17 protein-coding genes are annotated in these 16,213 nt (G+C 75.7%); 4 read left to right on the top strand and 13 right to left on the bottom strand.

Going from position 1 to position 16,213, the window contains the following annotated elements:
* The 7 genes from hemB to ACI784_RS00455 all read right to left on the bottom strand — a co-directional run bounded on the left by hemB (position 1) and on the right by ACI784_RS00455 (position 7,868).
* Entirely contained in the window at positions 1–990 is a 990-nt protein-coding gene (gene hemB / locus ACI784_RS00485) for a porphobilinogen synthase (protein WP_456925199.1), read from the bottom strand.
* A gap of 73 nt (positions 991–1,063) precedes the next feature.
* Positions 1,064–2,611, bottom strand: coding sequence for a uroporphyrinogen-III synthase (locus ACI784_RS00480; RefSeq protein WP_456925197.1), 1,548 nt, complete (start codon positions 2,609–2,611; stop codon positions 1,064–1,066).
* A gap of 115 nt (positions 2,612–2,726) precedes the next feature.
* Positions 2,727–3,677: a hydroxymethylbilane synthase gene (gene hemC / locus ACI784_RS00475; RefSeq protein ID WP_456925196.1), complete on the bottom strand. Its 951-nt coding sequence runs from the start codon at positions 3,675–3,677 to the stop codon at positions 2,727–2,729.
* Entirely contained in the window at positions 3,674–5,035 is a 1,362-nt protein-coding gene (locus ACI784_RS00470; protein ID WP_457012222.1) for a glutamyl-tRNA reductase, read from the bottom strand. The genes hemC and ACI784_RS00470 overlap by 4 nt, the downstream gene beginning before the upstream one ends.
* Entirely contained in the window at positions 5,032–5,691 is a 660-nt protein-coding gene (locus ACI784_RS00465; protein ID WP_457012221.1) for a redox-sensing transcriptional repressor Rex, read from the bottom strand. The genes ACI784_RS00470 and ACI784_RS00465 overlap by 4 nt, the downstream gene beginning before the upstream one ends.
* Before the next feature lie 400 nt (positions 5,692–6,091).
* Positions 6,092–6,340 carry a glutaredoxin family protein gene (locus ACI784_RS00460; RefSeq protein ID WP_457012220.1) on the bottom strand — a complete coding sequence of 83 codons (249 nt, stop codon included), beginning with the start codon at positions 6,338–6,340 and terminating at the stop codon, positions 6,092–6,094.
* A complete protein-coding gene (locus ACI784_RS00455) occupies positions 6,333–7,868 on the bottom strand; it encodes a class I adenylate-forming enzyme family protein (RefSeq protein ID WP_457012219.1) in 1,536 nt (511 codons plus the stop codon). Before ACI784_RS00455 ends, ACI784_RS00460 begins: the two co-directional genes overlap by 8 nt.
* A gap of 190 nt (positions 7,869–8,058) precedes the next feature.
* Between ACI784_RS00455 and ACI784_RS00450 the strand changes: the two genes are divergently transcribed.
* The 3 genes from ACI784_RS00450 (at position 8,059) to ACI784_RS00440 (ending at position 10,979) form a co-directional block, all read left to right on the top strand.
* Positions 8,059–8,700: an ECF subfamily RNA polymerase sigma factor, BldN family gene (locus tag ACI784_RS00450; protein ID WP_456925191.1), complete on the top strand. Its 642-nt coding sequence runs from the start codon at positions 8,059–8,061 to the stop codon at positions 8,698–8,700.
* A gap of 109 nt (positions 8,701–8,809) precedes the next feature.
* Positions 8,810–9,955: a DUF5667 domain-containing protein gene (locus tag ACI784_RS00445; RefSeq protein ID WP_457012218.1), complete on the top strand. Its 1,146-nt coding sequence runs from the start codon at positions 8,810–8,812 to the stop codon at positions 9,953–9,955.
* 109 nt (positions 9,956–10,064) lie between these two features.
* Complete coding sequence (locus ACI784_RS00440; RefSeq protein ID WP_456925189.1) at positions 10,065–10,979, top strand: HAD family hydrolase; 915 nt, start codon at positions 10,065–10,067, stop codon at positions 10,977–10,979.
* A gap of 101 nt (positions 10,980–11,080) precedes the next feature.
* Here ACI784_RS00440 and ACI784_RS00435 read toward each other — a convergent pair whose 3' ends face one another.
* The 6 genes from ACI784_RS00435 to ACI784_RS00410 form a co-directional block, all read right to left on the bottom strand.
* The gene (locus ACI784_RS00435; RefSeq protein ID WP_456925188.1) at positions 11,081–11,989 is read right to left on the bottom strand and encodes a lysophospholipid acyltransferase family protein; all 909 of its coding nucleotides are present in this window, start codon (positions 11,987–11,989) and stop codon (positions 11,081–11,083) included.
* Entirely contained in the window at positions 11,982–13,088 is a 1,107-nt protein-coding gene (locus ACI784_RS00430; protein WP_456925187.1) for an NAD-dependent epimerase/dehydratase family protein, read from the bottom strand. The genes ACI784_RS00435 and ACI784_RS00430 overlap by 8 nt, the downstream gene beginning before the upstream one ends.
* Positions 13,089–13,098: 10 nt before the next feature.
* The gene (locus ACI784_RS00425) at positions 13,099–13,197 is read right to left on the bottom strand and encodes a 30S ribosomal protein bS22 (protein WP_012854759.1); all 99 of its coding nucleotides are present in this window, start codon (positions 13,195–13,197) and stop codon (positions 13,099–13,101) included.
* Between the two features lie 211 nt (positions 13,198–13,408).
* Positions 13,409–13,750, bottom strand: a complete 342-nt coding sequence (locus ACI784_RS00420; RefSeq protein ID WP_456925186.1) for a helix-turn-helix domain-containing protein — start codon at positions 13,748–13,750, stop codon at positions 13,409–13,411.
* 251 nt (positions 13,751–14,001) lie between these two features.
* Positions 14,002–14,826, bottom strand: coding sequence for a pyrroline-5-carboxylate reductase (gene proC / locus ACI784_RS00415; RefSeq protein WP_457012217.1), 825 nt, complete (start codon positions 14,824–14,826; stop codon positions 14,002–14,004).
* Complete coding sequence (locus tag ACI784_RS00410) at positions 14,823–15,566, bottom strand: hypothetical protein (protein WP_457012216.1); 744 nt, start codon at positions 15,564–15,566, stop codon at positions 14,823–14,825. Before ACI784_RS00410 ends, proC begins: the two co-directional genes overlap by 4 nt.
* A 58-nt stretch (positions 15,567–15,624) precedes the next feature.
* Here ACI784_RS00410 and ACI784_RS00405 point away from each other — a divergent pair, with 58 nt between their 5' ends.
* On the top strand, positions 15,625–16,191 hold the full coding sequence (locus tag ACI784_RS00405) for a type 1 glutamine amidotransferase domain-containing protein (RefSeq protein WP_456925183.1): 567 nt from the start codon (positions 15,625–15,627) through the stop codon (positions 16,189–16,191).
* The last annotated feature ends 22 nt before the right edge of the window (positions 16,192–16,213 follow it).

Below are 16,213 nucleotides of genomic sequence, written 5' to 3'. Positions count from 1 at the left end.
CTAGGGGCGGGTGGGGGACAACCACTGCGCCGCTTCCACTGCCCAGTAGGTCAGCACGGTGCCGGCACCGGCCCGCCGGATGGCGGTCAGCGTCTCGAGGACGGCCCGCTGCCGGTCGACCCAGCCGTTGGCGGCGGCCGCCTCGACCATCGCGTACTCGCCGCTGACCTGGTAGGCGCTGACCGGGACGTCGACGGAGTCGGCGACGCGGGCGACGATGTCCAGGTAGGGCAGGGCGGGCTTGACCATGACCGCGTCGGCGCCCTCGGCGAGGTCCTGCGCCACCTCGCGCAGCGCCTCGTCCACGTTCGGCGGGTCCATCTGGTAGGTCGAGCGGTCGCCGAACTGCGGCGCCCCCTCGGCAGCCTCCCGGAAGGGCCCGTAGAACCCCGAGGCGTACTTGGCGGCGTAGGCCAGGATCGGCACCTCGGTGAAGGCGGCGCTGTCCAGGCCGGCGCGGATCGCCGCGACCTGCCCGTCCATCATCCCGCTGGGGGCGACCAGGTGGGCGCCGGCCTGGGCCTGGGCGATCGCCACCGCCGCGTAGCGGTCGAGGGTCGGGTCGTTGTCGACGACGCCGGCCGGCGTCACGACACCGCAGTGCCCGTGGTCGGTGTACTCGCACAGGCACAGGTCGGCCATGAGCACCAGCTCGTCGCCGAGGTCGGCGCGCAGCTGCTGCAGCGCGACGTTGACGATGCCGTCGGCGGCGTCGGCCTGGGACCCGACCGGGTCCTTCTCCGACGGGATGCCGAACAGCATCAGCCCCGAGACGCCGGCCTCGGCCGCCTCGTGGGCGGCCTTGCGCAGCGAGTCCAGCGTGTGCTGGACGACGCCCGGCATCGAGCGGATCGGCACCGGCTCGCTGATGCCCTGCTTGACGAAGACCGGCAGCACGAAGTCCGCCGGGGCCAGCCGCGTCTGGGCGGTCAGCCGCCGCAGCGCGGGTGTCGACCGCAGCCGGCGCCCCCGGGCGAACCCGGCGGTCACGCCTCCTCCTCGCCGGCGCTCGTCGGCGGCGCGACCGGGCGTGCGGGCTCCACCGGTGAGCTCGCGAGCTCGCTCACTTCTCGCCCCCGTCCTCCGCCTCGCGGAGGGACTCGGCGTACTCGGCGAGCGCGTCGACCAGCGGGGCCACGGCGGCGGTCTCCGGCTGGACGTCGACCCGCAGGCCGAACTCCTGCGCGGTCGCGGCCGTCTGCGGGCCGATCACCGCGACGACGGTCTTGGCGTGCGGCTTGCCGGCGATGCCGACCAGGTTGCGCACCGTGCTCGACGAGGTGAAGCACACCGCGTCGAAGCCGCCACCCTTGATCGCCTCGCGGACCGCGGCGGCCGGCGGAGCGGCACGGACGGTGCGGTAGGCGGTGACGTCGTCGATCTCCCAGCCGCGCTCCTTGAGGCCGGCGGCGAGGGTCTCGGTCGCGATGTCGGCGCGGGGCAGCAGCACCCGGTCGATCGGGTCGAGGACGTCGTCGTACTCGGGGAAGTCGGCCAGCAGTCCCTCGCTGGACTGCGGCCCGGTGGGCAGCAGTTCCGGCACGATGCCGAACGCGCGGACGGCCTCGGCGGTCTGCTCACCGACGCAGGCCACCTTGACGCCGGCGAAGGCGCGGGCGTCGAGGCCGAGCTCGGCGAACTTCTCCCGCACCGCCTTGACCGCGTTCACCGAGGTGAACACGATCCAGCCGTAGCGGCCGGTGACCAGGCCCTTGATGGCGCGGTCCATCTGCGCGGGGCTGCGGGGCGGCTCGACGGCGATCGTCGGCACCTCGACCGGGACGGCGCCGTAGGCCCGCAGCCGGTCGCTCATCTCGCCGGCCTGGTCCTTGGTGCGCGGCACCAGCACCCGCCAGCCGAACAGCGGCCGGCTCTCCCACCAGGAGAGCTTGCCCCGCTTGTCGACGGCCGAGCCGACGGTGGCCACGACCGGACCGGTGACGGCGTCCAGGCCCGCGGTCTTCTCCGCCACGGCGGCGAGCTTGGCGACCACGCTCTTCTGCCCGGTGCCCGAGCCGCCGGTGGTGACCACGACGGGGGTGGTGCCGGACAGGCCGCCCTCGACCAGCCGCGCGGCGGCGTCGGGGAGCTCCTCGGCGTTGCCGGACAGGACCAGCGGCGCGTCCAGGCTCTTGGCCGCGGCGGCCAGCGCCGCGAGGTCGGCCTCGCCGCCGCGCAGGTCCGCGCTCAGCGCGGTGCCGCCGAGGGCGACACCGGCGAACGCCGGCACCGCGGTGGCCGGGGCGACGCCGGGCACGACGTCGAAGCCCACCGAGGTGCGGCCCACGGCCAGCACCTCCTTGACCACGGCGTCGTCGGTGAACGGGTCACCGGCGACCAGGCGGACGACGGTGCCGCCGTTCTTGGCCGCGGCCACGGCGGCCTTGGCCACCTCGGCCGGCTCGCCGACCGCCGGGGTCAGCTCCAGCTCGGGGCGCTCCTCGCGGACGGCGTCGTGGATGGCCGCCGGGACGGCGGTGTCGACGAGGACCGTGGAGGCCTCGCGCAGCGCCGCGGTCGCCCGGGCGGTGAGCATCCCGGGGTCGCCCGGGCCGGCGCCGACGAAGACGACCTTGCCGGCCGTCCCGTGCTGCTTGCGGAAGCGCGTCATCGCGTGCTCCTGTTCCTGGCCCGTGAGGGCTGGTGTGCGGGGGTCGGAGTGGCCGGGACGGTCTGCCCGGCCGGGGTGGGGGTGCTGGGTCGTCGGGGTGACCTCGCGAGCGCGGTCACCTGGAGGCCGCCATGAGGGCGGCGGCGCCCCGGTCGATCAGCTCCGCGGCGAGCTCGCGCCCGAGCCGCTCGGCCTCGGCCGGCGGGCCGGTGACCGAGCCGCGGACGCCGTCGCTGCCGTCGAGCGCGGTCACCGAGGCGCGGAGGAACAGCTCGGGGCCGTCCTCCCCCTCGGCCAGCTCGGCGTAGGCCGCGACCGGCGCGCTGCAGCCGGCCTCGAGCGCGGCCAGGGTGGTGCGCTCGGCGACCACGCAGGCCCGGGTGGCGGCGTCGTCGAGGGCGCCGAGCAGCTCCCGCGTGCGGACGTCGTCGGCCCGGCACTCCACGGCCAGCGCGCCCTGCGCCGGGGCGGGGAGCACCTGCAGCGGATCGAGGGTCTCGGTGACCGCGTCGAGCCGGCCCAGGCGGGTCAGCCCGGCGCGGGCGAGCACGACGGCGTCCAGATCTGCGCTCTCCCCCGCCCGCCCGAGCACCCGGGCCATGCGCGTGTCGACGTTGCCGCGGATCGGCACGACCTCCAGCCCGAGGCCCAGCGCCCGGATCTGGGCGACGCGGCGCGGGGCGCCGGTGCCGACCCGGGACCCGGGCGGCAGCTCGCCGAGCGTGAGCCCGTCCCGCGCGACCAGCGCGTCGCGCGGGTCCTCGCGGGTCGGGACGGCGGCCACGGTCAGCCCGGGCTCGGGGGTCGTGGGGAGGTCCTTGAAGCTGTGGACGGCGACGTCGACGGCGCCCTCGAGCAGCGCCTGGCGGATCGCCGCCACGAACACGCCCGTGCCGCCGAGCTGCGCGATCGCCGCGGACGAGCGGTCCCCCTCGGTGCTGATGTGCACCAGCTCGACGCGGACGCCGCTGGCCGCGGTGATCGCGTCGGCGACGGCCTGGGACTGGGTGGTCGCCAGCTGGCTGGCCCTCGTGCCGAGCCGGAGGGTGCCGGTGGTGGTCGTCACGTGAGGCCCCCGGATCCGAGCTCCTCGGGGTCGACGGTGACCGCCTCGGCCAGGTTGGTCCGCTCCGGGGCGACCTCGGCGTCGATGCCGAGGCCGAACAGGGCGCGCAGCGCGTCGGCGTAGTCCACGCCGCCGGGGGCGCTGGCCAACTCCTTGACCCGCACCGTCGGCTCGTGCAGCAGCTTGTCCACGACCCGGTGCACCGTGCGGGCGACCTCGGCGCGGGCCCTGGCGTCCAGGTCCGGCACGCGGGTGGACAGCCGCAGCAGCTCGGCGGCGACGACCTCGGCCGCCTGGCTGCGCAGCGCGGAGACCGTGGGCGCCACCGCGGCGGCCTGCCGCTCGGCGCGCAGCAGCGCGGTCTCGGCGTCGATGAGGGCGTGCGCCGCGGCGACGTCGTCGGCGGCGACCGGGCCGGCCGGGTGCTCGCCGGCCGCCGTCCGCTCACCCTGCAGGAGGGCCAGGTCGACGACGTGCACGCCGGGCAGCGCCGCGACGCCGGGGTCGACGTCCCGGGGCAGGGCGAGGTCGATGACGACCAGCGGCCGGTCGGGGCGGCGGGCCATCGCCGCGGCCACGACGTCGGTGACGATGACGAGCCCGCGCGCGCCGGTGCAGGTGACCAGCACGTCGGCGGCGGCGAGCTCCTCGGGCAGCGCCGACAGGTCCGCGGCGCGGCCCTCGACGGAGGTGGCCAGCCGCTGGGCGTGCTCGGGGGTCCGGCTGCTGACGGTGACCGCCGCACCCCGGCGGGCCAGCGTGGTCGCGGCCAGCGCACCCATCGAGCCGGCGCCGACCACGAGCACCGAGCGGCCCTCCAGCGCGCCGATCCGGTCCTCGGCACGGTCGAGGGAGACCGACACCAGCGAGGCCCCCGCCCGGTCGATGCCGGTCTCGGAGTGCACCCGCTTGCCCACCCGGAGGGCCCGCTGGGCCACCGGGTGCAGCGCCCGGCCGACGGTGCCCTGCTCGCGGGCGAGGGCGTAGGCGTTGCGCAGCTGGCCGAGGACCTGTGTCTCGCCGACGACCATCGAGTCCAGCCCGGCGGCCACCGTGAACAGGTGCGTGACGGCCTGCTCCTCGTAGTGCACGGTCACGTACGGCGAGAGCTCCTCGACCGTCGCGCCGGCCTGCCGGGCGAGCACCCGGCTGACCTCGGCGACGCCGCCGTGGAAGCGGTCGACCTCGGCGAAGACCTCGACGCGGTTGCAGGTGGCCAGCACGATCGCCTCGCTGACGTGGTCGGTGCCGACCAGCTCGTGCAGCGCCTTGACGGTGTCGTCGGTGCCCATCGCGAACTGCTCTAGCAGCGCGACGGGCGCGTTCTGGTGGCTGACGCCGACCGCGAGCAGGCTCATGCCAGGACCTCCACGGACGCGGCCCCGCGCTGGTGACCGAGGAAGGCGAGGACCTGCAGCTCCACGGACAGGTCGACCTGACGGACGTCGACCCCCGCGGGCGCGGACAACGCCACCGGTGCGAAGTTCAAGATGCTCCTCACCCCGGCCGCGGTCAGCCGGTCGCAGACCGACTGGGCGACCTCGGCCGGTGTCGCGATGACCCCGATGGTGACCGCCGCGGCGGCGACCACCTCGTCGAGTTCCTCCATGGGGCGGACCGGCTGCCCGCCGACCGCCTGGCCCACCCGGGCCGGGTCGGCGTCGAACAGGCCGACGAACCGGAAGCCCCGGCTGCCGAAGCCGGCGTAGTCGGCCAGCGCGGCGCCCAGGTTGCCGATGCCGACCAGCACGCAGGCCCGCGAGCGCTCCACGCCCAGCACCCGGGCGATGCGGTCGCGCAGCGTGGCCACCTCGTAGCCGACGCCGCGGACGCCGCAGGGGCCCAGGTGGGAGAGGTCCTTGCGCAGGCCGGCGGGGTTGACGCCGGCCGCGGAGGCCAGCTCACCCGAGGAGACGTTGCTGCGGCCGCCGTCCGCGAGCCCGGTGAGGACCCGCAGGTAGACGGCGAGGCGAGCGACGGTGGCCTCCGGGATCCGGGGCCGCGGGTGGGACACGGGCCTCTCCTCGCTGGCGCTCGTGGACCCCGTGCCCTGGGGAGCTGGGTCGCCGCACGACCTCGCCAGCTCGGTCATGTTCCTGCTCCACAGCAGTCGCGCCCGTACGTCCGGCGGGTGCCGGAAGCGGTCGATCGACATCGGGGACGCGGGCGGGTTGCCGCCCGGCGACAGCCACGGTAACCGCTTGTGAACGCAGGAACAAAGTCGCTGGGGGCCGTGGACGGCTCATCTCCAGCGCAGACGGGGCCTGCTGTGGTGGAGACCATACCCCGCGCCTCCCGGATCGACCCGCCCGGGTGACCCCGGGGCAGCTCAGGCGGTGTGCGCACGCCCCGTCGTCACGGGCGGCGCGAGACCACGACGAGTGCACACACCGCCCCGCGGCCCGCGGCCGACGTCAGGACAGCCCGAGGTCGCGCCGCAGCCGCGGCACGTCGACGGTGAAGTAGGAGTGCTCCCGGCCGTCGAGCAGCACCACGGGCACCCGGTCGCCGAACTCCGCCTGCAGCTCCGCGTCGGCGTCCACGTCGACCGACGTCGTGACCAGCCCGGCCTCCGCGGCGATCTGCTCCAGCGTGGTCGCCGCGTTCTCGCACAGGTGGCAGCCCTGGCGGGTGAGCAGCTGCAGCCGCGCCGGCTCAGTCATCGCCGGCCCCCGCCGGCTGCGGCTCGGTGAGCCCCAGCTCACGCAACCGCGCCCGGCTCACCTTGCCGGTCATCGAGTGCGGCAGCGTCGCGAGGACCTGCACCGACGTCGGCACCTTGTAGCGCGCCAGGGACGCCGCGGCGTGGTCGCGCAGCTCCTCGAAGGTCACGTCGGCGCCGGGCCGCAGCGCCACCACGGCGCGCACGGCGGCGCCGGTGCGCGCGTCCGGGACCCCGATGACGGCACTCTCGGCGACCGCCGGGTGGGTGTCGAGCACGCGTTCCACCTCCGCTGGGTAGACGTTGAAGCCGCTGACCAGGATGAGGTCGCTGCGCCGGTCCACCAGGTGCAGGTCGCCGTCCTCGTCGGCGTAGGCCAGGTCACCGGTGGCCAGCCAGCCGTCGGCGTCGGGCCCGTCGGCGCCGTCGGGCCAGTACCCGGAGAACAGGTTGGGCCCGCGCACCCAGATCTCGCCGGGGCCGTCCTCGGCGAGCTCGCCACCCGCGCCGTCCCCGCCGGTCTCGTGGAGGGCGGTGTCGCGCAACTGCACCTCCACGCCGGGCAGCGGGCCGCCGATGCAGGCCGGCTTCGCCCGCCCGGTCGCCAGGGTGCTGGCCACCACGGGACAGGCCTCGGTCAGGCCGTACCCCTCCCACACCGTCACCGCGGCCCGCTCCCGCATCGCCGTCCAGACCTCCGCGGGCAGGGGCGCGGCGCCGCTGGAGGCCATCCGGACGGCGGCGAAGGCGCGGCGCAGCCCGGCGTCGGAGCCCGCCGCGTCGGCCGCGGCCAGCCACGCCTGGTACATCGGCGGGGCACCCGGGACGGCGGTGACCTCCTCCCGGGCCATGAGCGCCAGCGCCGCCGCCGGGTCGAACGTCTCCATGAGCACCGCGCAGGCGCCGGTCGCCGCGACCAGCCCGAAGCCGGCGTTGAGCCCGTAGACGTGGAACAGCGGCAGCACGAGCAGGACCCGGTCGTCGGGCCGGACCGGCACCGGCCGCATCGCCAGGCACTGCTCCTGGTTCGCGCGCAGGGCGGCCGCCGACAACATCGCGCCGCGGGGCCGGCCGGTGGTGCCGCTCGTGTAGGCCAGGAAGGACAGTGCCGTGGCGCCGTCGGCCACGTCCGGGGGCGGCCCGTCCCCCGACGGCGGGCCGGTCGCGACGGGGACCCCCGCCAGCGGTGCGCGCTCGTGCGCGGCCACCAGCAGCGACGCGCCGGAGTCGGTGAGCACGTACTCGAGTTCCGCGTCGGTGTAGGCGGTGTTCACCGGGACGACGGGCAGCCCGGCCCGCAGCGCGCCCAGGGCCGCCCGCAGCCAGTCCACCCCGTTGGGCAGTTGCACCGCGACCCGCTCCCCGGGTGCGAGGCCACGGTCGGCGTACCCGGCGGCCGCCCGGTCCACCTCGGCGTCCAGCTCGGCCCAGGTCAGCCGCTCCTCCCCCGCGACCACCGCCGGCGCTCCCGGACGCTCCCGGGCCGCCGTCCGCACGAGATCGGACAGCGACGCTCCGACGTCGGTCATGCGCATCTCCTCCGGTGGAGCGGTCATGGCCACCCGCGGGAAGGGCCACGACACGGCGGGTGACCGGGTGGCGTGGACGGGCCGCGACGATGTTGTCACCATGGGCGCTGCCCCGCAGCACCGCGCGCCCCGCCGGCGCGCACCCGGGAACCGGAGGACTCGGCGGGCCGACGAGGAGACGAACGCCCGCATGCCGCAGCCGCACCCGGTGGACGAACGGCCGTCCGCCGCCGGACCGCGGCCCACCCCGTACCCGCGGTCGGCCCCTCCCGCGGAGGTCGAGGCGCCGCTCGACGTCTGGCAGCTGGTGCGGCGGGCCCAGGAGGGGGACGCCGAGGCGTTCGGGCAGCTCTACGACCACTACGTGACGATGGTGTACCGGTATCTGTACCACCGCGTGGGGGACCAGGCGCTGGCCGAGGACCTCACCAGCGAGACCTTCGTCCGGGCGCTGCGGCGCATCGACTCGCTGTCGTTCCAGGGCCGCGACGTGGGCGCCTGGCTGGTGACCATCGCCCGCAACCTCGTGCTCGACCACGTGAAGAGCAGCCGCTTCCGGCTCGAGGTCACCACCGCGGACATGCGCGACGCCGACCTCGCCACCGAGGGTCCCGAGGACGCCGTCGTGCAGCAGCTGACCAACGAGCAGCTGCTGGCCTGCATCCGGCAGCTCGGCGGCGAGCAGCAGGAGTGCATCTCGCTGCGCTTCCTGCAGGGGCTGTCGGTCTCGGAGACCGCGGCCGTCATGGGCAAGAAGGACGGCGCCATCAAGGCACTCCAGCACCGCGCGGTGCGCCGCCTCGCCGCCCTGCTGCCCGAGGGACTGCGATGAACGCCACCCCGGATGCCCGCCGGTACGCCGTAACGGCCCGCCCGCCGATGTCGTTGCCGGAGTGGACGCACGACACCCCGTCGTGCACCCGATCCCCCGGAGGCCCCAGGTGAGCACGCACGACGGCGCCGCGCCCGCGGCCTGCCGGCGTGCCGCCGTCCGGGACCGGGAGGACGCCGTTGTCTCCCGCCTGCAGTCGCTGGCCGCCGGCCTCGACGACGCACCCGACCCGGCCTTCCGCGCCGCGACCCGCGACCGGCTCGTGGCGATGGCGGCCGTGCGCGCGCCGCAGCCTGCGCCGTCCCGGCCGCGGCGGGCACTGGCGTTCCGGGCAGGCGACGCCGCCACCCGCCCGTGGCGCACCCGGCTCACCGCCGGCCTGGCCGGGGCCGCGCTCACCGTGACCACCCTCGGCGCCCTGGTCGCCCTCGCCGCAGACGCCGCACCGGGCGACGTCCTCTACGGCGTCAAGCGCGGCACGGAGCAGAGCCGGCTGGCCCTGGCCGGGGACTCCCGCGGGCTCACCCTGCTGGAGCTCGCCGGCACCCGGCTGGCGGAGCTGGACGCGCTGGACGGCACCGGGTCGCCCCAGGTCGTGGTCGCGCTGCTGGACACCATGGACGCGCAGGCGTCCGAGGGCGCCGCCCTGCTGGCCGGCCAGGCGGTCGCCGGCGGGGACGCCGCACTCCTGCGCGAGCTGGGCGACTGGGCCGCGGAGCAGGCCGCCGGGCTGACGGACCTGCGGCCGCGGCTGCCGGACGGCGCAGCCGAGGCGGCGCGGGAGTCCGCGGACCTGCTGATCGAGGTGACCGAGCGCGCCACCGGCCTGGCGACGGCGCTCGGCTGCCCGGGCGGAGCCGCGACCGACGGCACCGACGTCCTGGGCCCCGTGCCCGCACCCTGCCCGGCCGAGGAACCCGGTGCCGCGCCGCCGGCGGACCCGACGCCGCAGCCGTCCGCCCCCGGGGGCGCCCGGCGGACCGCCGACCCCGGCATCGCCGCGACCCCCACGACCGCCCCGGCCCCCACGTCGGCGCCCGCGGCACCCGGCGGCGCCGGCTCCGCCACACCCTCGGCCCCGCCGAGCGCCGAGGCACCGGCCCCGGCCGCGCCCACCGTCCCCGTGCCGGCGCCCCGCGGCGGCACGCCCGTCCCGGCGACCCCCTCGCTGCCGCCGCAGGTGCCGACGCGGACCCCGCCGCCGCCCCTGGTCGACACGCCGCTGCCGATCTGCATCCCGTTCCTCGTCTGCTGAACCCGCGACGGCGACCCCACCGGGGCCCAACTAGGGTTCGGGACCAGGTCCACCACCACCCCGCTGCCCGGCCGCCCGCCGGCCGCACCGGGTCGACAGGGAGGTCGTCGTGCCGGGACTCCCCTTCCGTGGCCGCCGCGCGCGGACGGCGGGCGAGATGCCCGACGAGGAGACCCGGGCGCACGTCGCCGGTGCCGCGTCGGCCGCGGCCGCCGAGGTCGAGCCGGCGCCGGCGGTCGTCCCCGACCTGACCTCGGCGGCGTTCTTCGACGTCGACAACACGATGATGATGGGCGCGTCACTGTTCTGGTTCGCCCGCGGGCTGGCCGCCCGCAAGTACTTCCGGGCTCGTGACCTCGCCCAGTTCGTGTGGCAGCAGGCCAAGTTCCGGGTCGCCGGCAACGAGAGCGCCGACGACATGCACACCATCCGGGAGAACGCGCTGGCGTTCGTCGCGGGCCGCCCGGTCGACGAGATCGTCGCGGTGAGCGAGGAGATCTACGACGAGCTCATGGCCGACCGGATCTGGGCCGGCACCCGCGTCCTGGCCCAGAAGCACCTCGACGCCGGTCAGCGCGTGTGGCTGGTCACCGCCACCCCCGTGGAGCTGGCCCGGATCATCGCCCACCGGCTGGGCCTCACCGGCGCCCTGGGCACCGTGGCCGAGGTGGTCGACGGGCAGTACACCGGCCGGCTGGTCGGCGAGTTGATGCACGGGGAGGCGAAGGCGGAGGCGGTGCGGGCCCTGGCCGAGCGGGAGGGCCTGGACCTCACCCGGTGCACCGCCTACAGCGACAGCTCCAACGACCTGCCGATGCTCACCCTCGTCGGGACGGCGGTCGCCGTGAACCCCGACACCGAGCTGCGCGCTGTCGCCCGCTCCCGTGGCTGGGACGTCCGCGACTTCCGGACCGGGCGCAAGGCCGCGAAGATCGGCGTCCCGACGGTGGCCGCCGCCGCGCTCTCCGGCGGCCTGGTCGGCGGGGCGCTGGCCCTCCGCCGCCGCCAGCGCTGGCCCTGGTGACGTGCGGCGCCCGCGCGATCTGTGCACAGATCGTGGGCTCCACTCCCGGCAGATGACGACGGGTGCACAGACCGTGCACCCGGCGGCCGGGCCGGGCGGCCTCAGCCGAAGACGGACCTGCGCTGCAGCAGCAGCTGGTAGATCGACTGCTGGATGGTCTCCCGCACCTGGTCGGTCAGGTTGAACACCAGCATCGGGTCCTCGGCGGCCGCGGGGCCGTAGGAGGCGGTCTCGATCGGCTCCCCGAAGGCGATCAGCCACTTCGACGGCAGCGGCAGCAGCCCCAGCGGGCCGAGCAGCGGGAAGGTCGGCGTGATCGGGAAGTACGGCAGACCGAGGAGCCGGGCGACGGTCTTGGCGTTGCCGAGCATCGGGTAGATCTCCTCGGCGCCGACGATGGCGCACGGGATGATCGGCGCGCCGGTGCGCAGTGCCGCCGTGACGAAACCACCCCGGCCGAACCGCTGCAGGGTGTACCGCTCCCGGAACGGCTTGCCGATCCCCTTGAAGCCCTCCGGGAAGACGCCGACCAGCTCGCCGCCGGTCAGCAGACGCTCGGCGTCCTCGTTGCAGGCCAGCGTGGTGCCCATCTTGCGCGACACGGTGCCGACGAAGGGCATCTCGAAGACCAGGTCGGCACCGAGCAGCCGCAGCCGGCGCCGCGCCGGGTGGTCGTCGTGCAGCGCCACCGTCGTCATCAGCGCGTCGACCGGCAGCGTCCCGGAGTGGTTGGCCACCACCAGCCCACCGCCGGTGTCGGGCACGTTCTCCACCCCGTGGGTCTCCACCCGGAACCAGCGGGAGAACAGCGGGCGCAGCAGCGGCAGCAGCACGTGGTCGGTGAGGTCGGGGTCGAAGCCGAACTCATCGGTCTCGTAGTCGCCGGTCAGCCGGCGGCGGAGGAACTCCAGGCCGCCGGCGACCTGCTCCTCCCAGGTCGGGGACGGCGACCGCGACACGTGCGGATCGTCGTCCTCGGGCCGCAGCGGGATGACCCGTGCCTCAGGCATCGCGCACCGCCCGCAGTCCTGGGGCGGCCGGTACCGGGCGCAGCCGCCGCCCGACCGCGCCGGCCGTCGCGCCCACCCGGTCCACGAGGGCCTCGGTCCGCGAGGTCAGCCCGCCGACGAGGTCCGGCGGCACCACCGGCGGCACCGTGCTGGCGAAGTCCGCGAGAGCCTCGGCCGTCGTGAAGCGCGGGGTGTAGCCGAACTCCTCGCGCAGCACGGTCGTGTCGACCACCCGGCCGAAGTTGAGGAAGCGCATCTGCTCCGGGGAGTAGTCGACGAACCCGAACCGCCGGGTGAGGCGGCCCAGCGAGCCGAGCGTGGGCGAGGGCAGCGGCAGGTGCAGGCGGCCCAGCCGGCGGATGGCCTGCGACAGCAGCAGCGTGCCCTCCCCGCCGACGTTGACCGTGCCGTGGAAGTCGCCGGTCGTGGCACGGGCGAGCACGGCCAGGGCGTCGTCCTCGTGCAGCAGCTGCACCCGCGCGTCGTAGCCCAGCGCCGTGGGCACCAGGGGCATGCGCAGGAAGTGCGTGAGCAGGGAGTCGATGCGCGGGCCGATGAAGTTCGTGAACCGCAGCGCGGCCACCGCGACGTCGGGACGGCGGCGGGCGAAGGACCGGACGTAGCCCTCGATGTCGAGGCTGTCCTTGGCGAACCCGCCCGAGGGGACCCGCCGGGCCTGCATGGCCTCGGTGAAGACGGCGGGGTCACGCGACGAGGCGCCGTAGACGGCGCTGGTCGACTTCAGCACGAACCGTTTCACGGACGGCGCCCGCTGGCAGGCCGCCAGGAGCTGCATCGTGCCGATGACGTTGAGCTCCTTCATCGGCCCCCGCCCGCCGGAGCCGGCCGGCGTCGAGCTGATGTTCATGTGCACGACCGTGTCGACCGAGGCCGTCGCGATGACCTTGCCGATCAGCGGGTTTCGGATGTCGGCACGCACGAACTCGGTGCGGCCGAGCTGCCGGAGCATCTCCGTCGACGGGGGGACGGTGTCGACCCCGATGACGCGCCCGATGGAGCGGTCGCGAGCGAGCTCGGCCGCCAGCGCACCGCCGAGCCACCGGCTCACACCGGTGACCAGGACGACCGCGGGCGGCACGAGCGTCAGCTCACTTCTTGTTGCGTCGCTGGACGCGGGTCTTCTTCAGCAGCTTGCGGTGCTTCTTCTTCGCCATCCGCTTGCGGCGCTTCTTGATGACCGAACCCATGCCCTGTGCTCCTGGTGTCGTCGCCGCGCGACGTCCAGAGGGGACCAGGGTCCCGTCGGCCGCCGCGCGAGGTGATCAGCTCGTGTGCGACGGCCGGTACTGCATCGACCCGGCGTCGCCCGGCGCCCGAGCGTACCCGGCGCCCCCGCGGCGACGCTGCCGCGGGAACGGAGCCGGCACAGCGGGTCCTCCCCGGGAGGGAGGTCCTCTCTCAGGCGATGTCGGTGTAGGCGTCGCGGAGGTAGTCCTGCACGGCGCGCTCCGGGACGCGGAAGGACCGGCCGACGCGGACGGCGGAGAGCTCGCCGGCGTGCACCAGGCGGTACACGGTCATCTTGGAGACCCGCATCATGCTGGCGACCTCGGCCACGGTCAGGAAGGTGACCGACGCGCGGGGCGCGGGGACGGCCGGGCGGCCGACGGGCATGGCGGCCGGGTGCGCCGGGGCGATCGGGCGGGCCATCTGGGCGGCGGCCATCGGGCGGCCGACCTGACGCGGGGCCGGGACGCCGGGACGGGCGTAGGCGGTGGCGGTGCGCTGAGGCATGGTCATGACTTCATCTCCGGACCTAGCACGTGTCGGGCGCCGGCTTCCCCACCGACTACGGGACACGCACGTGCTGATACAGAGAGTAGGGGGATGGGTGGGACAGAAGCGATGGAAGAAACGGACATGCGGACCGGTCCGTCCTGGGCAGAACTACACCTATGTCACCAGGTCGACGTGTGTCTGGGCGCGTCGTCGACGACACGTCCGCATCCGGTCACGGATCGTCGACAAATCGCCGTCCCTGAGCGGTATGGTCACCGACCCTCTGCACGCTGACCGAGCTCGACCGAGCGGGCGTGCGCGGCCTCGATCGCCGCGATGAGCGCCGCGCGCACCCCGTGCCGCTCCAGCTCCCGGATCGCCGCGATCGTCGTCCCCCCGGGGCTCGTGACCGCCTCGCGCAGCTGCACCGGGTGCTCCCCGGAGTCGCGCAGCATCACCGCCGAGCCCAGGGCGGTCTGCACGATGAGGTCCGCGGCCAGCGTCCGCGGCAGGCCGAGCAGGATGCCGGCGTCGATCATCGCCTCGACCAGGTAGAAGAAGTAGGCCGGACCGCTGCCGGACAGCGCCGTCACGGCGTCCTGCTGGCTCTCCGGCACACGGCACACCCGCCCGACGGCGGCCAGGAGCGCCTCCGCCTCGTCCAGGTGCGCCTCGTCGGCGTGCGCACCGGCCGAGAGCACGCACATGCCCTCGTCGACCAGGGCCGGCGTGTTCGGCATGACCCGCACCACCGGCACGCCCTCCGGCAGGGCCGCTTCGATCGTGGACGTCGGGACGCCGGCGGCGACGGAGACGACCAGGTGGTCGGCGTCGACCGCGTCGCCCAGGAGTCCGAGGAGGCTGCCGATGTCCTGCGGCTTGACCGCCAGGAGCAGCACCCGGGCCCGCGCCGCCGCCTCGTTCAGCCCGAGGGTCGGGACGCCGTAGCGCTCGGTCAGCTCCGCGGCCCGCTCGGGGCTGCGCTCGCAGACCACGATGCCGTCGGGCCCGCCGCGACGGACCAGGCCCGACAGCAGCGCCTCCCCGATCTTGCCGCCGCCGATGATCGCCAGGCCCTCGCGCCCGCCCGCGCTCATCGCAGGCCCGCCAGCCGGCGCAGGGTGGCGACCGCGGCCGCCTCCCCCGACGGGACGGCGACCCGCACCCCGTACCCGCCGGCGACCAGCCGGCGCTGCTGCTCGGTGCGGACTCTCCACGGCATGACGTACTCCCAGCTGTCCGGTGTTCGCTCGTTCCAGGCGGCCCGCTCGCCGGCGATGGCGACCAGCCGCGGGTCGGGAGTGCCGACCGCGGGGCGCCCGGGCCCCGCCATCAGCACGTTGAGGCAGCGCACGAAGGCCAGGTCGGCCGCGGCGCCCCGCCCGCCGACCAGGCGGACCCGCCCGCCGGCCAGGTCGCGGCAGCGCTGCTCGGCGCCGGGTCGGTCCGCGGGGACCACCACGACCGGCGCCGGCAGGTCCGCGGCCAGGGCGTCCACCGCTGCGGTGTCGTCGGCCAGGGCCACGCCGAGCCCCGCGTCGGCGGCGGCGCCCGCCACCGCGGCGGCGTCCGCGGCGCCGAGCCGGTCCACCGGGACGGTGAACTCGCACCGGCCGGCGATCCCGGCGGCGGCCACCCGCGCGGCGAGCTCCCGGAGCTCGGCGGCGGGGTCGACGGCGTCGGCGGAGGGCCGGTGCTCGAGGGCGACCGCGAACCCCGACGCCACCAGGTCGGCCGCGGTCGGCACCGGGTCCCCGGACCGCCGGCCGGCTCCGGGACGCGCGTCCGGGCGCCGGCCCAGCAGGCGGCGCACCGGCGAGGGGGTCTGCGAGCTCACGTGCCGAACGTAGTGCGGCCGCGTGTGTCGCCGTCGGGGCCGGGGTAGCGGCGGCCGCATGGCAGGAGAACTGGACGGGATGAAGGTGGCGGTCCTCGCGACCGACGGCGTGGAGCAGGTCGAGCTGGACCGGCCGTGGCAGGCGCTGGAGGAGGCCGGAGCGGAGCCGGAGCTGGTGTCGCTCGAGGCCGGGGAGATCACCGCCTACGACCACATCGACAAGGCCGACACCAAGAAGGTCGACGTCGCCGTGAGCTCCGCCGATCCCGACGAGTACGCGGCGCTGGTGCTGCCGGGCGGTGTCATCAACGGGGACTTCGTCCGTGCCGACGCCGACGCCGTCGCCTTCGTGAAGGCCTTCTTCGAGTCGGGCAAGCCGGTGGCGGCGATCTGCCACGCTCCGTGGGTGCTGGCCGAGGCCGACGTCGTCCGCGGCCGCCGGATGACCTCGTGGCCCTCCCTGCAGACCGACCTGCGCAACGCCGGGGCGAAGTGGGTCGACGAGGAGGTCGTCGTCGACGGCAACCTGGTGACCAGCCGTAAGCCCGACGACCTCGACGCGTTCACCGCCGCGATGGTCGAGCAGTTCGCGGCCGGCCCCGACGAGGACGCCGACGACGACTGAGGCAGGCCCCCGCTGGGGAGCG

Source organism: Geodermatophilus sp. SYSU D01186, from assembly GCF_054050215.1.
The sequence above is the reverse complement of the archived record's forward strand: the minus strand, read 5'-3'. Positions and strand labels throughout refer to the sequence as shown.

Coding starts and splice junctions, on each gene's coding strand:
- ACI784_RS00420 (WP_456925186.1), bottom strand. CDS start 13,750: ATGACCATGCCTCAGCGCACCGCCACCGCCTACGCCCGTCCCGGCGTC.
- ACI784_RS00405 (WP_456925183.1), top strand. CDS start 15,625: ATGGCAGGAGAACTGGACGGGATGAAGGTGGCGGTCCTCGCGACCGAC.
- ACI784_RS00470 (WP_457012222.1), bottom strand. CDS start 5,035: ATGAGCCTGCTCGCGGTCGGCGTCAGCCACCAGAACGCGCCCGTCGCG.
- ACI784_RS00450 (WP_456925191.1), top strand. CDS start 8,059: ATGCCGCAGCCGCACCCGGTGGACGAACGGCCGTCCGCCGCCGGACCG.
- ACI784_RS00480 (WP_456925197.1), bottom strand. CDS start 2,611: ATGACGCGCTTCCGCAAGCAGCACGGGACGGCCGGCAAGGTCGTCTTC.
- ACI784_RS00460 (WP_457012220.1), bottom strand. CDS start 6,340: ATGACTGAGCCGGCGCGGCTGCAGCTGCTCACCCGCCAGGGCTGCCAC.
- ACI784_RS00455 (WP_457012219.1), bottom strand. CDS start 7,868: ATGACCGACGTCGGAGCGTCGCTGTCCGATCTCGTGCGGACGGCGGCC.
- ACI784_RS00425 (WP_012854759.1), bottom strand. CDS start 13,197: ATGGGTTCGGTCATCAAGAAGCGCCGCAAGCGGATGGCGAAGAAGAAG.
- ACI784_RS00435 (WP_456925188.1), bottom strand. CDS start 11,989: ATGCCTGAGGCACGGGTCATCCCGCTGCGGCCCGAGGACGACGATCCG.
- proC (WP_457012217.1), bottom strand. CDS start 14,826: ATGAGCGCGGGCGGGCGCGAGGGCCTGGCGATCATCGGCGGCGGCAAG.